Source organism: Engelhardtia mirabilis, assembly GCF_007748095.1.
GTDB lineage: Bacteria > Planctomycetota > UBA1135 > UBA1135.
This window is the reverse complement of the sequence record NZ_CP036287.1, coordinates 1,431,836-1,448,359: the sequence shown is the minus strand read 5'-3', so window position 1 is coordinate 1,448,359 and position 16,524 is coordinate 1,431,836. Positions and strand designations below refer to the sequence as shown.

The window sequence follows — 16,524 nt, the reverse complement described above, 5'->3', positions numbered from 1 at the left end:
CCCGCAAGGCGGGCAACTCAGCCCTGGGCCGCAATCAGCTCCCGCACACCCGCGGGGCCGCGAAGAAAGGCGCGCGGCGCGCCTTGCCCCGAGCTCGCGCCATCGACCAAGAGCAACCAACCGGGCCAGAGCTCGCGCAGGTCCCGCTCCGATGGAACGGCGGGTCCGCGGGGGTGGGAGTGCCACAGTCCGACGATGATCCGGCCGCGCGCGCGGGCCTGGGCCAGTGCGGCAACCACGGCGCCGGGATCGGCCTCGAAAGCGGTCCGAGGCTCCGTGGCAATGTTGGCGGCAGGGTGGACGGCGTCGATCCGCACCGCGCCGGCTTCCAGCGCGCCCTCGAGCAGGGCGCAGGCCTCGTGCGGATCCGAGTCGCGGGCCATCCCAGCGAGGATCTCGACACAGCGCCTCGGAATCCGAACGCGCTCGGGGGGCGATTCCATCATCGGAGGGGTGAGACCGAGCCCATTCCTTGCGCGCGCGGTGGCCATGGGATCGGCCAGTATCCACGCCGGCGGAGCGGGACGCGACTCGCGATGGGAATTCGCAAGTTCATCGAGTCGTCCCCCGTGCACCGGCGCATTGGACGGGCAGCACCATGAGCCACCACCAAACCGAGAGCACCGTCGAGCTGCTCCTGGGCCAATCGGCCTGGGTTCGCCACCTGGCTCGGTCGCTGGTGACGGACGCGTCCCTGGCCGACGACGTGGTCCAGGAGACCTGGTTCGCCGCGCTGCGTCGGTCGCCGAGCCACGGCGCCAACCTGCGCGGGTGGCTGGGGCAGGTCGTGCGCCGCACGGCTCGTCGGGTCCAACGACGTGAACGGGAGGGCGCGCACCGCGAGCAGTGGGCCGCGCGCCCCGAGGCGCAGCCCTCGACCGCCCAGACCGTCGAACGGGCCAGCCTCCAGCGCGAGGTGGTCGGCGAGCTGCTCGCCCTGGACGAGATCTATCGAGAGGTGCTGCTGCTGCGCCACTTCGAAGAACTCGCGCCGGCGCAGATCGCGCGGAGTCTCGGTGTCCCCCTGGCCACCGTGAACACACGCCTGCAGCGCGGGCACGCGCGGCTGCGCGAGCGGCTCGAGAGTCGCTACGGGGACCGGGGTCGCTGGTGTCTGGCCCTCGGTCCGCTGCTCGCGCCGACCTTCGGTGAGTCCCTTCCAAGCCCGACAGCCGCTCTTCGACCGACGCCCCTCCTAACCGGCCTCGCTCTGACCATGAAAGCCCTGACACTCGCGGGCGGTATCGCCGCCACCGTGGCCCTCGTGATCCTCGTAGGCCGCGACGACGCAACGCCCGCCGCCTCCGTCGGTGCGACGCCTGAGCTCGCGCGCGGACCGACGCCGACGCCGATCCAATCGCCCTCGGACGACGGTGGCCGCCGACCGCAGCGGGCGGTCGAACCCGCTGGGCAGGAGATGACGATCCGGCCCTTCGCGGACCCGAGTCATGCCACCGCGACCTCGGTCCTGGCGCGCTTTCGATTGGTGGACCTGCTCGGTCGCCCCCTGGCCGGCATGCGACTGCGCGAGCCGGGAGCCCATCAGGCCGTCTGGCAGGGCGGCGACCCGGTTTGGATCAACGGGGGCGGCGGGACGCTGAGGATCGACCTCGAGACCCAGGACCGCCTGCGCCGGGATCCGGCCTTCGCGGAGGAGTTCCTGGCCCAGCGGGACTACGAGCAGGAGTGGCGCGCGACGCTCTTCGGCGATCCGATCCCCGAGCGCGAGTTCCGCACCGACGGCGAGGGGAGCTTCGAACTCGAGACGGCCAAGGTGCTCGGCGGCCTGCTGCTGGCCGACGCCAACTGGACCCTCTTGGGCCTCGTCGACGGGCCGGACGAGGAAGCGATCCCGACCCTCGTGGGCGTGCCCTGCGTGCAGCTCGGTGGCGTGGTTCTCGATCCCGACGGTGAGCCGGTACCGCGGGCAACCGTATCCCTCGCGCCGACGGCTCGAGCGGCCCTGCAAGCGGTCGCGCCGGCTGCGCGCATTCTGAAGCTGGAAGAGCCGCCGCCGATCAGCTCCGACGGGTCGGGACGCTTCGTGCTGCGGGACGTGCCCAGCGCGCCGGGCCTGGAGTTCGAGGTGCGCGCGGCCGGCTTCGAGCCGACGTCGACGGCCGTTCCGATCGGCGACGATCGCGACCTGATCATCCGACTGCGCCCACTGGAGAGCGCGCCGCTGGTGTACTGCGGCAAGGTCACGGACCCGGCCGGGATCGGGCTGGGCGGCGTCACGATCTTCCTGGGTGAGAATCGCCAGTCCACCGGCCCCGACGGGTCCTTCCGCTTCGAGCTCGCCGGGATCGCCCCGGCGGCGACGCTGGGCGTCGTCCATCCGCCCTACGAAGCGCTGTTCCGCGAGGCCCAGGGGGCGCAACTGCTGGCGGACGCCGACCGCTACATCGAAGAGCAGCTCAGCTTCGTGCGTGAGTCCCTGACCCTGCGTGGCCGCGTCGTGAACGAGGACGGACGGCCCCTGCCCGGCGTATCCCTCAACCTCTTCGACCCGACCCTGCCCGACACGAGCTTCTCGTCGATGGAGCGCCTGGCGGGCGGTCGCGATCGCCACGTCGAGGCCGACGCGAACGGGCTCTTCGAGTTGACCGGGCTCGGATCGCGCGCCTACCGCATTCGCGTCTTCGACGCCGAGCGGCCCCTGTTCCACGTCACCGAACCGCTTGCTGCCGGTCCCGGATCGGTCGAGATCGTCGTGCCCCGGGCGGCGCTCGAGCGGTTGGTGCGCGGACAGGTCGTCGACCGCGACGGTCGCCCCGTCCAGGGCGCGAGTGTCGCGGTGGCCTTCAACACCTTCATCAACCGCTCGGGGGGAGGGACCATGAATGGCCTGGGCCCGATCGTCGCCTGCGACGCCGAAGGCCGCTTCGAGCTCGGCGGCGTGCCCGTCGCGAACGCCTGGGTCGGGGTCGGTGGCGACGACCTGCCCTCGACGGGGATCCCGGTGGAGTGGATCCCGGTAGGAGGCGACGTCCGGATCACCTACCCGGCGTCGACGCCCCTGCGCGTGCAGGTGACCGGTGCCCAGCCGGGCGATCGCCTGCGGGCGGTGGACGCCGCGGGATGCTACGTGGAGCTCGAGCTGTGGGCGACCGGATCTGCTCCGACGCTCGCGGGCTCGGCTGTGGCGTTGATCGACGGCCGACGCGAGATCGCCCTGCCGCCGGGTGCCAGCCGCCTGAGCTTGGAGCGGGATGGACGCGAACTCGACCACTTCCAAGTGGAGCCGAGCGGAGGTCGCATCCTCACCGCCATTCTCGACGGCCGCTGAACGAGGGGCTCAGGGATTGGCGCCGCCGGTCAACTCGTCGCTCGGGACGCCGACGTGCTGACGCAGGGCATCGATCAGGTCGCGCTCGCTGAAGGGCTTCGTCAACGTCGCCGCGAACAACCGCGCCAGCTCCTCCTGATCCTCGACGACCAGACGGCCCGGGGCCCCGGTCATCAGCACGATCGGCAGCTCGAAGGACTCCGACCGCAAGCGGCGCGCCACCTCCAAGCCATCCAGGTCGGGCATGTCGAGGTCGACCACCACGGCCGCGAAGCGCCCGCTCCGGACCTGGAGCAGGGCGTCGACCGGATCTTGGGAGTAGAGGGTCTGGTAGCCGCTGCGGCGGGCCATGTCCGCGACCAGAGGGCCGACCGCCGGATCGTCGTCCACGACCAGCAGTCGGCCTCGGAACGGCGGGGGCGGGACCGGGTGAATCAGGGCTTGGCCTCGGTCTTCCGACTGCGCGTTGGCCGCCGGCAACAGCAGGCGGAAGGTCGTGCCGACGCCGAGTTCGGTCGTGACTTCGACGACCCCCTGATGGGCCGCGACGAGCCCGTGGACCACGGCCAGACCCATACCGGATCCTCGGCCCCGATCTCGGTGGGAGAGCTTGGTGGTGAAGAAGGGCTCGAAGATGTGCTCCAGCGCGCCGCTCGCGATGCCGCCGCCATCGTCCGTGACTTCGATCTCGGCGTACGCACCCGGTCCGAGGAGACCCAGGCTGTGGGCCCTCGACGGCCCGAGCTCGGCCTCGCGCACGACCACCGCGACCCGCAGGCCACCGTGCTCCTCGATCGCGTCGAGGGCGTTCGAACACAGGTTCATCAAGACGCGGTGCAGTTGGGTCGAGTCGCCTTCGACCGAGACGCTGGGGTCGACGTCGTCGAGGTCCAGCTCGCGGCTCCCTTGAAGCCGCGGCTCGAGCACTCGCAGCACTTCGTCGAGCAACTCGGCCACGACGACCCGCGAGCGCTTGCGCTCGCCCCTGCCAGCGAAGGCCAGCATCTCGCGCACGAGCTCGCTGGCGCGGGCACCGGCCTCGTGGATACGGTCGACGCTGCCGCGCAGGGGATCGTCCGGATCGAGCGCCTGGGCGACCAACTCCGAGTAGCCCATGATCGGCGCCAGGAGGTTGTTCAGGTCGTGGGCCAGTCCCCCGGCAAGTGAGCCGATCGACGTCAGTCGGCGTTGGCGCTCGAGCTCCGCACGTCGCCGTCGAGCGCGCAACTGCAGCCGTCGCACGAGCAACCACCCACCGCTCCCGACCAGCACCGTCGTGAGCGCCAGGAACCACGGCCGCTCCACCAAGCGCGGTTGCACCTTGACCTCGACCGCGGTCGCCCGCGATTCCCCAAGGGCACGGACTTCGAATCGATAGGACCCGCTCCCCACATTCGTGAAGCGCGCCTGGTCGTCACTCCAAGCGCGCTGCCACTCGTCACGGTAGCCCTGGAGCCGATACTCCAGCGCCGCCGCCTGGGGCAGCACGAAGGTGGGCGCCGCGAACTCGAACTCGAGATCGACCCTGCCCGGACCCAGGTTGGTCAGGTCGCCCAGGGCCACGGCCTCGCCGTTGAGGCGCGCGCGCTCGACGGTTGGCGGCTTGGCCGCCGGAAGCTCGTCGATCAACTCCGGGTCGACCGCGACCACACCGGACACGGTGGTGAAGTACAGCCGGCCATCGGACCCGACGACCGCCGCACCAGGACTGCCACCGCTGGCCTCGCTCATGCCGGAGTTCGGACCGAATACGATCGGGGTCATGAAGCGCCTCTCGCCGCCCGCGACCGCGTCGAGATCCTCCAGCTCCAGGGCCAGGAGCGTTCGATTGCCCGCGACCCAGAGTCGGCCTCGACCGTCCGGCAGGGCGCCCGACAACATCAGGTCGTCGAGTCCGTGGGCATTGCCGTAGCCGAACACCCGGTCGCCCTCAACGCGCCAGAGCCCGAGACCGTAGGTTCCGATCCAGGCTACGCCGCGATGGTCGAAGGAGATCGTCCGCACCACCTCCAGTGGCACCTCCGTCGGGCTCGAGAGGGGCACGAAGCGTTCATCGATGCGACGACTGAGCCCGCCAAAGCCGCCGACCCAGAGCACCCCGTCCGGGGCCACCCGCACCGATGAGAGTCCGGTCGGCAAGCCGTCCGTGCCCGCTGGATGGAAGCTCGAGGTCCCGTCGAGTCGCAGCTCGACGAGGCCCTGGGGGGCCGTCATCCAAGTCGTGCCATCGGGCATCCGTGCAGTGCAGATGCAGCGCAGCTCGGGCGGGAAACCGCTGGCAGCCGCGTCGAAGAGCACCTCGACCCGATCACCGTCCCACAGATCGACGCGACCGTCGTGAGCGACCAGCAGGCGGCCGTCGCCCCAAGCTGCCACACCGTAGACCAGGTCGGTCGAGGGACTGTCCACCTCGCCCCCGTCCAGAGCCAGCCGATGGATGTGGCCCCGGGCGTCGAGCGCCACGATCGTCCGACCGTCGGGGAAGGCCAGTTGTTTGAACTCCCCGGTTCCGATTGCGACCGACTCGAGGGGCGTCCGGAAGCGCTGGAACAGGCCGTCGCCGGTGGTCCCGATCCAGAGCGAGTCTTCGTCGTCGACGAACAGGGCGCGGATCTCGTAGCCGTCGAGAGCGTCCACGACCAGCCTGCTGATCAGGCCGCTGTCGCCGAAACTCAAGAGGCTCACGCCGATCGAGCCCAACCAGGCCCCGCGCTCCCGCGGCGGCGCTTCGACCAACCAAGGGTCGACGGGCGCAGGCTCGAGTCCGAGATTGTCGAGCTCGTCCGAACGCGACGGCAGGTAGGCACCCTGGGGAGTACCGACGACGATGGCCCCGTCCGTCAAGGCGACCACCGGGACTCGCGTCCGGTCGGGCAAGCCGATGGGACCGAGGGGCCGCCAGCGACCGTCCGACTGCTGGTATAGACCTTCTGCGCCACTGACGACGATCCCGCGAGTCCGTGACCAAGCCACGCCCTCCGGCCGCGCGGGGAAGTCCTCCACCGGTCGAAACTTCGACTCACCTGGCGAACAGGTGTAGAGCCCCTCGTCGAGCACCGCCCACACGCGACCGTCGGGGGCCGCGAACAGGTCGCGGCAATCCACCGCCGGCGCGGGCACGCGCATGAAGTTGCCGTCGACCAGGCGAGCGACGCCGCCGAACTGCGTGCCGACCCAGAGCGCTCCCGAGCCGTCCAACTCGAGGGCGGTGATGCGATCGTCCGGGAGCCCGGGAGTCAGAACGCGCAGGACCTGTTCGAACTCACGTCCGTCGAAGCGAGCGAGGCCACCGAAGGTCCCGATCCACAGGTAGCCGTCCCGAGTCTGTTCGATCGCGGTGATCGTGTCCTGCGGCAGTCCCGACGCCACGGTCCAGTGCCGTAGCCCGAAGCCGCGATTCTCCAGCCCGACTGGATCCTGCAGCGCCTCGACCGGGCCGGTGACGGCCAGGCCGAGCATGAGGGCAGTCGAGATCCGCGGAAGTGGCGTCATGGGAGATCCGGCGTCGGCAGCGCTCGTGCGACGAAGACCGTCGCGTCATCCTGCCCTGCTCCGGCCGCGGCTCCCTCGCGTGAACGCATCACACGCTCGTGCAGCGTGTTGTCAGGGGCCTGCCCGGGGACGCAGATCTCAACACCCGGATCGGGGAGCCGTCAACGAACTCGCATCGGAGCCCGCGCTCGCCACGCCGCGTCGCCGCTTGCGGTACGACCCGACCGCCCCCGGCCCATCCACCTGGGCCTCGTCCGCCGCCCGGCTCGGCACGCCACTCAGTACCCGCTCAGCGATGCCCGATCATGGCCAGGAACTCGCGCCGAGTGGCCGGGTTGGAGCGGAACTCGCCGGTCATGCGACTGGTGACCGTCATCGACTCGTGCTTGCGCACACCGCGCGTGGTCATGCACTCGTGGGCCGCCTCGATCACGACGGCCACCCCCTTGGGCGCGAGGACGCGGTCGATCGAGTCGGCGATCTGCACCGTCAGCTTCTCCTGGATCTGCATGCGCTTGGCGAAGATCTCCACCACGCGGGCGAGCTTGCTGAGCCCGACCACGCGGCGATCGGGCAGGTAGGCCACGTGCGCCCGCCCGACGATCGGAACCAGGTGGTGCTCACAGTGCGACTCCAGGCGGATGTCGCGCACGGTCACCATCTCGTCGTAGCCGTCGGTCTCCTCGAAGGTCTTGCGCAGGACCTCCTCCGGATCCATGCCGTAGCCCGCGAAGAACTCCTCCCAGGCCCGCGCGACCCGCGCCGGCGTCTCGAGCAGGCCCTCGCGGGTCGGATCGTCACCCGCCCAGGCGATCAGGGTGCGGACGGCCTCCTCGGCCTGCTCGCGCGACGGTCGCACGAGCTCGACGCTCGCCTCGGGTTGGGCCATACCGGACTCGAGCAGGTCTCGATCGATCATCGGGGGGTCGTCTGGGGCGGTCATCGAGCGCTCGCACGACGGCGTGCGGCGGCAGATGATAACCCTCGGTACCTGGGCCCTGCCGACGGTCGATTCAACCATCGGCCCCCGGGCCCCGCCCTCAGACCTGCCGGCGGGCCCCGCGATAGCGCTGGGCGACGTTCTCGCGCCCCATCTCCCGCAGCCGCGAGGGATCCTTGCGCAGCCCCAGGTGGTGGGCCTTCGAGACGACGCTCTTCACCGATCGACCGACCCGGTGGGCGATGTCCAGGTTGGGGCAGGTCGGGTAGAGCTCCCGCAGGAGGTCGAGCTCCTCGGAGGCCCAGCGCGGCATGCGGGTGGCCGATTCTCCCTCGAGGCGACGCACGAAGGCCTTGTCCTTGGACAGGGCCAACTTGCTGGCCGCGCGCCGCACGGACTCCACCGATCGCCCGAAGACCGTCGCGAGGTCGTCGTCGGTCCGCGTGCCGTAGATCTGCCGCAAGAGCAGCAGCTCGTCCCGCGACCAGCGCCCCGTGCGACGAACCCGGGCCAAGAGGTCGATCTGGCCCTGAACGTCATCTTCGCTGCGTCCGAGCACCCGGGCGATGACCTCCGTCGACGCTCCGCCGATGTAGCGCTTCAGCTTTTCGACCTCGTCCTCGTCCCAAGGGCCGCGGTCGACGGCCGGCTGGAAGATCCGCGCCGCCATCCGACGCACGCCGTCCACGGTCCGACCCAGGTCCCGAGCGATGGTCTCGTCGCTCCGCAGGCCGTAGATCAGCCGCAGGCGCTCGACCTCGTCATCGGTCCAACGTCCTCGCCGCAGCTCGCGGCGTCCGTTCTTGTGGGTGTCGCTGCCCAACGCGTTCAATGAATGGGGTCTCCCGCGCGCCGAACGCACCGCTCTGGGGAGCGAGCGGTGACGGCTCCGTGCGCCTTCGCGGGACCGGAACGCGGTCCGAGGCCGGGCGTTACCGGCGATCTCGAGCAAAAAAAAGGAATGCTCGCCCCGGATCGCTCCCCATCGGCCCCAGGGACGGATCCCCGGGGCCAGGCGGCCCCTCCCCGAGCGGTCAGGCCTGGTCGACGCCCTCGAAGAGCTGCTCGCGCATCCGACCCAAGGCCTGCTTGACCCCTTCGGTCGTCGAGCACTCGAGCAACTCCCGGACGAACCGGCGAGCGCCCTCGACCGTGCAGCGGCGGACGGCGAACTTGATCGCCGGCACGAAGTGCGGCGCGACCGACACCGAGTCGTAGCCGAGACCGAGCAGCAGCACCGCCGCGACGGGATCACTGGCCACGTCCCCACAGACCGAGCAGGGCACCCCGGCCGCCTTGGCCGCAGTCGCCACCTGTTCCAGGGCCCGCATCACCGCGGGATCGGTCGGCTGGTAGAGCCGCGCGACCCAACTGTTGTCGCGGTCCACAGCCAGCAGGTACTGCACCAGGTCGTTGGTGCCGACGCTCACGAAGTCCACCTCGGCCATCACCTGGGGCAGCACGAAGAGCAGCGAGGGGACCTCGATCATGATCCCCAGGGGCACGGATTCCGGCACGTCGTAGCCCTGCTCGCGCAGGTTCTCGCCGACCTCCTGGATCACCCGCCGCGCCTGGCGCACCTGCTCGAGGGAGCCCACCATCGGCAGCAGGATCCGCAGGTTCCCCTCGGACGCCGCCCGCAGCATCGCACGCACCTGGGCCTGGAACAGGTCAGGCCACTGGAGCTGGATCCTCAAGCCCCGCCAACCCAGGGCCGGGTTCGGCTCCGGCGGCACCTTGAAGTACGGCAGGGGCTTGTCACCGCCGACGTCCAGGGTGCGGATCGTGACCGTGCGGCCGGCCATGGTCTCGACCACCCGCCGGTACATGCGGTACTGCTCCTCCTCCGAGGGGAAGCTCGAGCGCTCCATGTAGAGGAACTCGGTACGCAGCAATCCGACCCCATCGGTGTGGGCGACGTCGAAGGTCTCGAAGTCGCGCATGGACTCGATGTTGACCTCGCAGCGCAGCCTCGCCCCGTCCAGGGAGACCGCGGGCTCGGGGGCGTAGGCCAGCATCGACAGGCGCCGCTCGCCGCGCTTGGCGGCGATGCGCCGGAAGCGGTTCAGGTCCTGCTCGCCGGGGCGCAACTGCACCAGCCCGTGGTCGCCGTCGACAGTCACGTGCATGTTCTGTTCGAGGCGCGCCAGCAGGTTCGGCAGGGTCACCACGCAGGGAATACCGAGCGAGCGAGCCAGCACCGCCGCGTGGGAGAAGCGCCCGCCCTGTTCGGTCACGACGCCCAGGATCCGCTCCCGCGGCAGGAAGGTGACGACCTTCGGCGTCAGCTCCGCCGCCGCCAGGATGACCTTGGCCTCGCTCTGGGCGATCGACTCCTGGTCGCGCTGGAGCAGGTGCTCGAGCACCCGCCGCCAGGGGTCTGCCAGGTCGTTGGCGTAGTCCCGGACGCTCGCGCCCTCCATGCTGTTGACCCGGCCCACGACCCGTTCGATCAGCTTGGAGACCGCCGCCTCGGCGTTGATGCGCTCCTCCTGGATCAGCCGTTCGATCGTCTGCAGGGCACTCGGGTCCTGGAGGATCATGCGGTGGACGGCGAAGATCTCCGCGTCCTTCTCGCTGGCCTGACGCGCGATCGCGCGCTGGCGATCGGTCAGCTCCTCGGCCGCGCTCGACAGGGCGGCGGCCAGCCGCGCGAACTCCTGGGGGAGATCGTCCTCGCGCACGGACCACGTCGGCACCTCGGTCTTGCCCGCCCGAACGATGTGAACCGGGCCCTCGGCCAGGCCCATGGAGACGGCGACGCCTTTGATGCTGCGACTGGTCGGCATCGGTGGATCGGTGGGAGCGGGCGGCCGGGCGCGGCAGCCCGGCGGGGCGCACAGGTTACCCGAGCGCCGGCACCCCCAGGCGTTCGAGCCCCGGCCCGAGGACGCATCGGCCGAGATCTCCGCTTCCCCTCAAGAAGCGGCCGGCCCCCTCCCGATCCCCCCTGCGGAGCCACCGGCGGACCTTCGCCGGAGGTCCGAGACGATCGGGGCGATGGGAACTACCACGATGAACGCGGACGACGGGATCGAAGAGATCGAGTACGACGACGGGTTGGACGCCCTGGCCCAGGTGCAGGAGTCCCCTCGCACGGCGACCGTAGGTGCCGTCGCGGCACTGGGGGTGCTCGTCCTCGGCGTCGGCGTGGCCTCGGGCTGGGCCATCGTCGCCGGTGAGCCGCCGCTCGACGACTACGCCCGCCAAGCCTCCAGCTTGGGCCTCTCGCCCGGGCTACTCATGGTGGGCGGAACCCTCCTGACGGCATTGGGAGCCGTCGGCAGCACCGTGCTGCGCGCCGTGCGCCGCAGCGTCGACCTGCTCGAGATGGCCCCCGATCACTCCCACGCTCTGGATTGCCTGGACGACTCTCAACAGCGTCTGCACGTGAGCCTGGTCTCGACTGAACAGAGCGTCCAGCGCACGGTCCGCGAGGCCCTCGCGCCCCTGGTGGAGCGCATCGACAACCTCGAGCTGGCCCTGGCCGCGGCCAGCGACGCCATCTCCCAGGAGGACGGCGCCAACGACGCGATCTGGCGCCTGGCGGCGAGCATGGACCAGGTTCGCGCCCAGCTCGACTCGAGACTCGCCCAACAGCTGGAGAGCTTCGAGGAGCACATCGCCAAGGAGCTGTCCCGCGCCACCGACGAGCACGTCGCCACCCTCGAGGAGCGGCTGCGCTCCAGCGAGAACCGCATGGTTGCCGAGGTCGAAGCCGCCGCCGCGCGCTCGGCCGGTGGAATCGGGCGAGGGCCGTCGGCGCCGATGGTCGAGCAGGCTCCGCCGGCGCGCCCGGTGGTCGAGGCTGCGCCCGTCGCGGAGCCGCCCGTCGCACAAGTACAGGTCGACGAAGCGCCCGCCGCGCCGCGACAGGCGCTGCCCGCGTCGCCCGCCGCCGCCCCGATCGAGGACCTCTCCCTGGGGTTGCTGGCCGAGATCGACGACGACGGCCAGCCGCGCGCCCACCCCGCTGACCTCTATGCCGAGCCGCCGCCGCCCATCTCGGTGGACTCGGTTCCGTCGATCCGCCCGCGCAGGAGCGAGCACAGCCTCGAGGACGAGCGCACCTTGGGCCAATAGCGCTGTGCCCCGCGGGTCGCCGCCCGCGCGGCGATCAGGATTGACGACGCGGCCGCACCTGTGCGGCCGCGTCGCATTCGCGCTCAGTCCTTCGACTCGTCGCCGGGCTTCTGCCCTTCGACGAAGAAGCGGGCGAAGGGGTTGTGGCCCTTGTCGGCCTGCCCCTTCTTGGGCAAGTACGCGGCGACTTCCTGCCGCCCGCCCTCGCCGTCACTGCGTTCACCGCGGCCGCGACCGGGTCCACGGCCAGGACCACGCCCGCCACCGCCAGGACCGCCACCGCCGGGCCCACCGCGACCCCCGCGGCCGCTGTCGCCCTTGCCGGGCATGCCGTCGCGACGCACTCGGGCCACGCGCACCTGACGATCGGGCTCCGGCCAGGCCTCGCGCGGACCGCCGCGACGCGGACCGCCCCGGGAGTCGCCGCGCCCGTCACCACGTCCCTCGCCACGGGGCTCGCCACGGCGAGCATCCCGGCGCGGACCACTGCCGCGACGGTCCCCGCGCGGGGGCCGCTCACGATCGGGCACATCCTTGAGCGACAGGGCGATGCGCGGACCGCCGACCTCGCTGACGCGGGCGCGCACGGCCTGGCCGACCGAGAGCAACTCGCGGGCGTCGCGCACGTAGCGCGAGGTGATCTCGCTGATGTGGACGAGGCCCTCTCGCTCGATGCCCAGATCGACGAAGGCGCCGAAGTTCGCGACGTTGGTCACGAAACCCTCGACCACCTGCCCCTTCTCGAGCGTCGCCGGATCGGTATCGGGCACGAGCAGCTTGGGCGGGAAGAGCCGCGGTCGCGCGTCCCGTCCGGGGTGCGCGATCTCCCGCGCCAGGTCACGCCAGGTGCCCTCGTCCACTTCGAAATCGACCCGGCGCAGCCCCTTGAGGCCACCCGGTCGACCGAAGACCTGATCGGCCGGCTGGCCCGTGGCCTCCAGCACGCGGTTGGCGATGGCGTACTGGTCCGGGTGGATCGAGGTGTGGTCCAGGGGCTCCTTCGACGACAGCACGCGCAGGCAACTCGCCGCGTTCTGCCACTGCACCTCGTCAATCGCCGCGCGCTCGCGCAGGTCGTCGCGGCTGGTGAAGGGCTGCTCGGCCCGCGCCGCAAGAATGCGGGCCACGGCGGCATCGTCGAGCCCGGGAACCCACTTCAGGAAGTGCTCCGGCGCCCGGTTGACGTCGCAGCCGACCAGCGCGACGCAGGACTCGCTGGTCTCCTCGAGCACGCGCTTCAGGTTGGCCTTGCTGACCAAGCCCTGCTCGAAGCCCAGACCCAGGTGACGGGCCTCGACCTTCAGCAGCTCCGTCAGGGGATCCAACAAGCGGCGCGCGATGGCTACGCCCCAGCGGGTCTGCATGGTGAGACCGTCGAGCTCCTTGCGGCAGGCCTCGCCGTTGACGTAGCCCGAGAGCCCGCCCTCGTTGACCACGGCCACCGTCGCGTCGGCGCCCAGGATCGAGATCAGCTTGCGCAGTCGCAGCACCGCCGGGCGGGACTCGCGACCGCTGCCCACCGCGATCCAGTGGGCGTCGCGCTCGCGCATGGCCGCCCCGAGCTGCTCGGCCAGGTCGACGTCCTCGACGCCGGCTGTCTCGAGCATCACTGGCTCGCCGACGGCATTGCCGTGGATGTCGATCGGGGTAATCGTCCACTCCTGCTTCGCGCCCACGTGCAACCCGGCCACCGGTCGCGGCGCCAGGGGCGGGGTCAGGAGGATCTGACGCAGGTGCTGGCTCAGGAAGCGCAGGGCCTCCTCGTCGCCGCGCTCCTTCAGCTCGAGGCGCACATCGGCCTCGAGCATCGGCAACAGCCGGCGATCGAGCGCGTTCTTGGCGACCGTGTCGAGCACGCTCTCGAAGCGCGCGTCGGTGTGACGCCCCAGGGCCGCGCGCACCTTGGGCAGGGCGCGGGACTGGTCGAACTCGACCACCGTGGTGACGGCACGCTCGCGTTGGGCCTGGCGGATCGTCAGCAGGCGGTGCCCTTGGATCTGCCGCATGGGCTGGGAGACCTTGAGCAGCGCCTTGTGACGCCCCACGCGCTGACTGTTCGACCCGGCGCGAACGCTGAGCACCCCATGCTTGCGGAGCACCTTGCGAACCTGCCCTCGCAACTGCGCGTCGCGGCCGAGGCGATCGGCGAGCACGCGCATGGCGCCTGCGAGGGCTTCGTCCTCGGTGTGGACGCCGCGGTCGGGGCGAGTGAACTCGCTGCACAGGCGCGCGAGTTCGGCCGTCAGCTCGACCGTCTCGGCCGCGTGGCCACGGTCCACGGGGGCCGTACCTTGGGCCTCGGGCGAAAGCTCTGCGCCAGCCTTGGACGCTTCAGCCTTGGCCTCCGCAGCTTGCGACGCAACACCCTCGGCGCCCGTCGCTGCCTGCTCTGTCGCTGCCTGCTCTGCGCCCTCGCCGGCGAGCATGCCGCCTTCGGTCGCAACAGCCCCGTCGGCCGGAGCACCATTCGCCGAGGCGTCCATAGCCGGAGCTTCCGCCACGGCAGCAGCTTCGTCCTCGGGCGCGTGGACCTCGGGGGAGCTGACTGCAGTGGGCTCGGCAACCGACTCCGCGGCAGCTTCGACACTGGGCTCGATCACTTCCGGGGCAGCGTCGACGGGTGCGTCGACGGGTGCGTCGACGGGTGCGTCGACGGGTGCGTCGACGGGTGCGCCGTCGGCTGCACCTCGAACCGGACTCTGAACTTCGGCCGAGGCGACAGCGGCGCCGTCATCCGCGACCGCGGTCTCGACCGCAGGGCCTTCACTCGAAGTGGACTGCGCGTCACCCTCCGCGTCGGCACCTTCGGAATCGGCACCGTCTGAATCGGCACCGCGCTTCTTGGTCGCCGGGACCTTGGCCACCAGCCTGTCGGCCAACTCCCCCAGGCCCCGGTCCAGCGCGAGTTGCACTTCGGGTTCCGGGCGGCGGAAGGGCAGGTACAGGTCTTCGAGTTCGAACCTGTCGACGGTTCGCTCGAGCAGTTCGACGACCCGGCTCGGCTTTTCGTCGAGCGAGTCGAACTGCCGCCGAATCGACGCGCGGCGTCGATCGAGCTCTTCGAGTTCCTGGTAGCGCCGCACGAGTCGGCGCAGGTGGCCTTCGCTCAATCCACCGGCGTCTTCGCGACGGTAGCGGGCGATGTGGTGCGGGAGCAGACCGGCGGCGAGCAGGTCGAGGATGCGTCGGATGCGCTCGGCGTCGGAGGAGAACTCCTTGGCCAGCGTGTCCAGAATAGGCGTCGAGGTCACTTGGAAGACTCTCTTGGCGTTGACGAGCCCGAGACGCAGTGGAGCGCTGGGCCCACGGTCCACGCTGCGTGCAGCGCGGCCGTCTAGGGAATGCGGCCCGACATGGTAGCGCCGCGCCGGCTCCAGGGGCGGACGGCTGCGAACCCTCGCGGAGGATCCGGGGCCCGGCGCTGGGAGCGACCCGCTTGGACCGCCGCCGCGCCGCGCCGTGAACCGCGCCGGCACGGACTCGGCACGGGCGCCAGGTCGGGCCGCGGGACGGACGTGCCCGGCGTCAGTCCTGCCTGGACCGAATCAGTCGGGGATCTCGTAGACCGAGACCCGGGTCTCCTCGGCGAGCAGGAAGGCCCCGTTCTTGACGCTCCAGGCCACGTGCTCGTCGAGACCGGGAACCGCCAGTTCCCCCAGCAGGCGCCCGGTCAGCACGTCCCGGACCGACAGCAAGGCGCCCCGGGCCAGGTAGAGCTTGCCGCTGTCGATCGCCACGCTCGCCTCGCCCAGATCATCGCCGGCGGGGGTCGCGCCGAGCGGCTCGTACCACATGGGGCGCTCGCCCGAATCGGCCTCGTGCACCACCAGGCCGGGCGTCGGGCCGCTGGCCGCGAAGTCGTGGTCGACGTCCTCGCGGGTCAGTTGGCGCAGGGCGAAGTCACGGGCCGCCTCGGGGGGCAGGGCCGACTCCAGGTCCTCGACCACGATCGCGAAGACCCCCTCGCCGGCGCACAGGTCGTGGATCGCCGGCTGGTTGGGCTCGACCAGCTCGCGGATCAGCTTGCCGTTGTCGACGCGCATGGCGAGCACGCCCTGGTGGCGGCTGTCCTTGGTCGAATAGACGACATACAGCATGTTTCCGGCCCGCGCCGCGCGGTGGAAGCGGCGCCCGGCGCCGGCGACGCGCCAGGACTCGACCATCGGCGTGGTGTGCACGGCGGTGATCGCCTTCAGGCCGACGCAGATACACAGATCCGGCGAGACCAGGGCCTCGTCGAACTCCGGCACCGACTCCACGCCCAGCAGCACGCCGTCGTCCAGGGACATGCGGACCATCCGATGTCCGCCCTGGCTCGGGCCGAGGATCACCAGCTCGCTCTCCTCGCCGATACCGGCGCCGAAACCGCGCCCGTAGCCGACCTCGCAGGGCGAGACCCACAGGCGCTCGCCGGTCTGGCGATCGAAGGCCCCGACCTTGCCGGGGATCGCGTCGTCGATCCACTTGCCGCCGGCCGGCGGGTCGTAGACGTGCAGGACCACCGGTCCCTGGGCGCTCAGGGCGAGACCGTCGATCTCGGACTCGAGGTCCGCTGTCCATCTTCTACGGGCACTGCGCGTCATGGTGGGCAGAGTCTAGTCACCGCAACCGGCCTCCGCGAGCGCGCGCCCCCCCCTCGATCGAGGTTGCCCGAACGACGCGCGCCCCCGCTGCCGGGCGGCAGCGCGGGCGCGCGCTGGGTCGAACCCCGGTAAGAGTT

9 protein-coding genes are annotated in these 16,524 nt (G+C 71.0%); 2 read left to right on the top strand and 7 right to left on the bottom strand.

Going from position 1 to position 16,524, the window contains the following annotated elements:
* Window positions 1-17 precede the first annotated feature (17 nt).
* Window positions 18-443, bottom strand: coding sequence for a M67 family metallopeptidase (locus Pla133_RS05270; RefSeq protein WP_419192471.1), 426 nt, complete (start codon window positions 441-443; stop codon window positions 18-20).
* Between the two features lie 155 nt (window positions 444-598).
* On the opposite strand from Pla133_RS05270, the gene Pla133_RS05265 reads away from it, so the two are divergent.
* Window positions 599-3,289 (top strand): sigma-70 family RNA polymerase sigma factor, encoded by a 2,691-nt coding sequence (locus Pla133_RS05265; protein WP_145063196.1) that lies wholly within the window; start codon window positions 599-601, stop codon window positions 3,287-3,289.
* 9 nt (window positions 3,290-3,298) lie between these two features.
* Here the strand turns inward: Pla133_RS05265 and Pla133_RS05260 are convergent, their stop codons facing one another.
* The 4 genes from Pla133_RS05260 to ptsP all read right to left on the bottom strand — a co-directional run bounded on the left by Pla133_RS05260 (window position 3,299) and on the right by ptsP (window position 10,510).
* Complete coding sequence (locus Pla133_RS05260) at window positions 3,299-6,781, bottom strand: ATP-binding protein (protein WP_145063194.1); 3,483 nt, start codon at window positions 6,779-6,781, stop codon at window positions 3,299-3,301.
* 289 nt (window positions 6,782-7,070) lie between these two features.
* Window positions 7,071-7,700: a GTP cyclohydrolase I FolE gene (folE, locus tag Pla133_RS05255; protein ID WP_419192155.1), complete on the bottom strand. Its 630-nt coding sequence runs from the start codon at window positions 7,698-7,700 to the stop codon at window positions 7,071-7,073.
* A gap of 121 nt (window positions 7,701-7,821) precedes the next feature.
* On the bottom strand, window positions 7,822-8,544 hold the full coding sequence (locus tag Pla133_RS05250; RefSeq protein WP_145063190.1) for a hypothetical protein: 723 nt from the start codon (window positions 8,542-8,544) through the stop codon (window positions 7,822-7,824).
* Window positions 8,545-8,755: 211 nt separating this feature from the next.
* A complete protein-coding gene (gene ptsP, locus Pla133_RS05245; protein WP_145063188.1) occupies window positions 8,756-10,510 on the bottom strand; it encodes a phosphoenolpyruvate--protein phosphotransferase in 1,755 nt (584 codons plus the stop codon).
* A 211-nt stretch (window positions 10,511-10,721) separates the two neighbouring features.
* Here ptsP and Pla133_RS05240 point away from each other — a divergent pair, with 211 nt between their 5' ends.
* Window positions 10,722-11,804: a hypothetical protein gene (locus Pla133_RS05240; protein WP_145063186.1), complete on the top strand. Its 1,083-nt coding sequence runs from the start codon at window positions 10,722-10,724 to the stop codon at window positions 11,802-11,804.
* An 83-nt stretch (window positions 11,805-11,887) separates the two neighbouring features.
* Here Pla133_RS05240 and Pla133_RS05235 read toward each other — a convergent pair whose 3' ends face one another.
* Together Pla133_RS05235 and Pla133_RS05230 are read right to left on the bottom strand one after the other, a co-directional pair.
* Entirely contained in the window at window positions 11,888-15,055 is a 3,168-nt protein-coding gene (locus Pla133_RS05235) for a S1 RNA-binding domain-containing protein (RefSeq protein WP_419192154.1), read from the bottom strand.
* A 294-nt stretch (window positions 15,056-15,349) separates the two neighbouring features.
* Window positions 15,350-16,387 (bottom strand): hypothetical protein, encoded by a 1,038-nt coding sequence (locus Pla133_RS05230; RefSeq protein WP_145063182.1) that lies wholly within the window; start codon window positions 16,385-16,387, stop codon window positions 15,350-15,352.
* Window positions 16,388-16,524 lie beyond the last annotated feature (137 nt).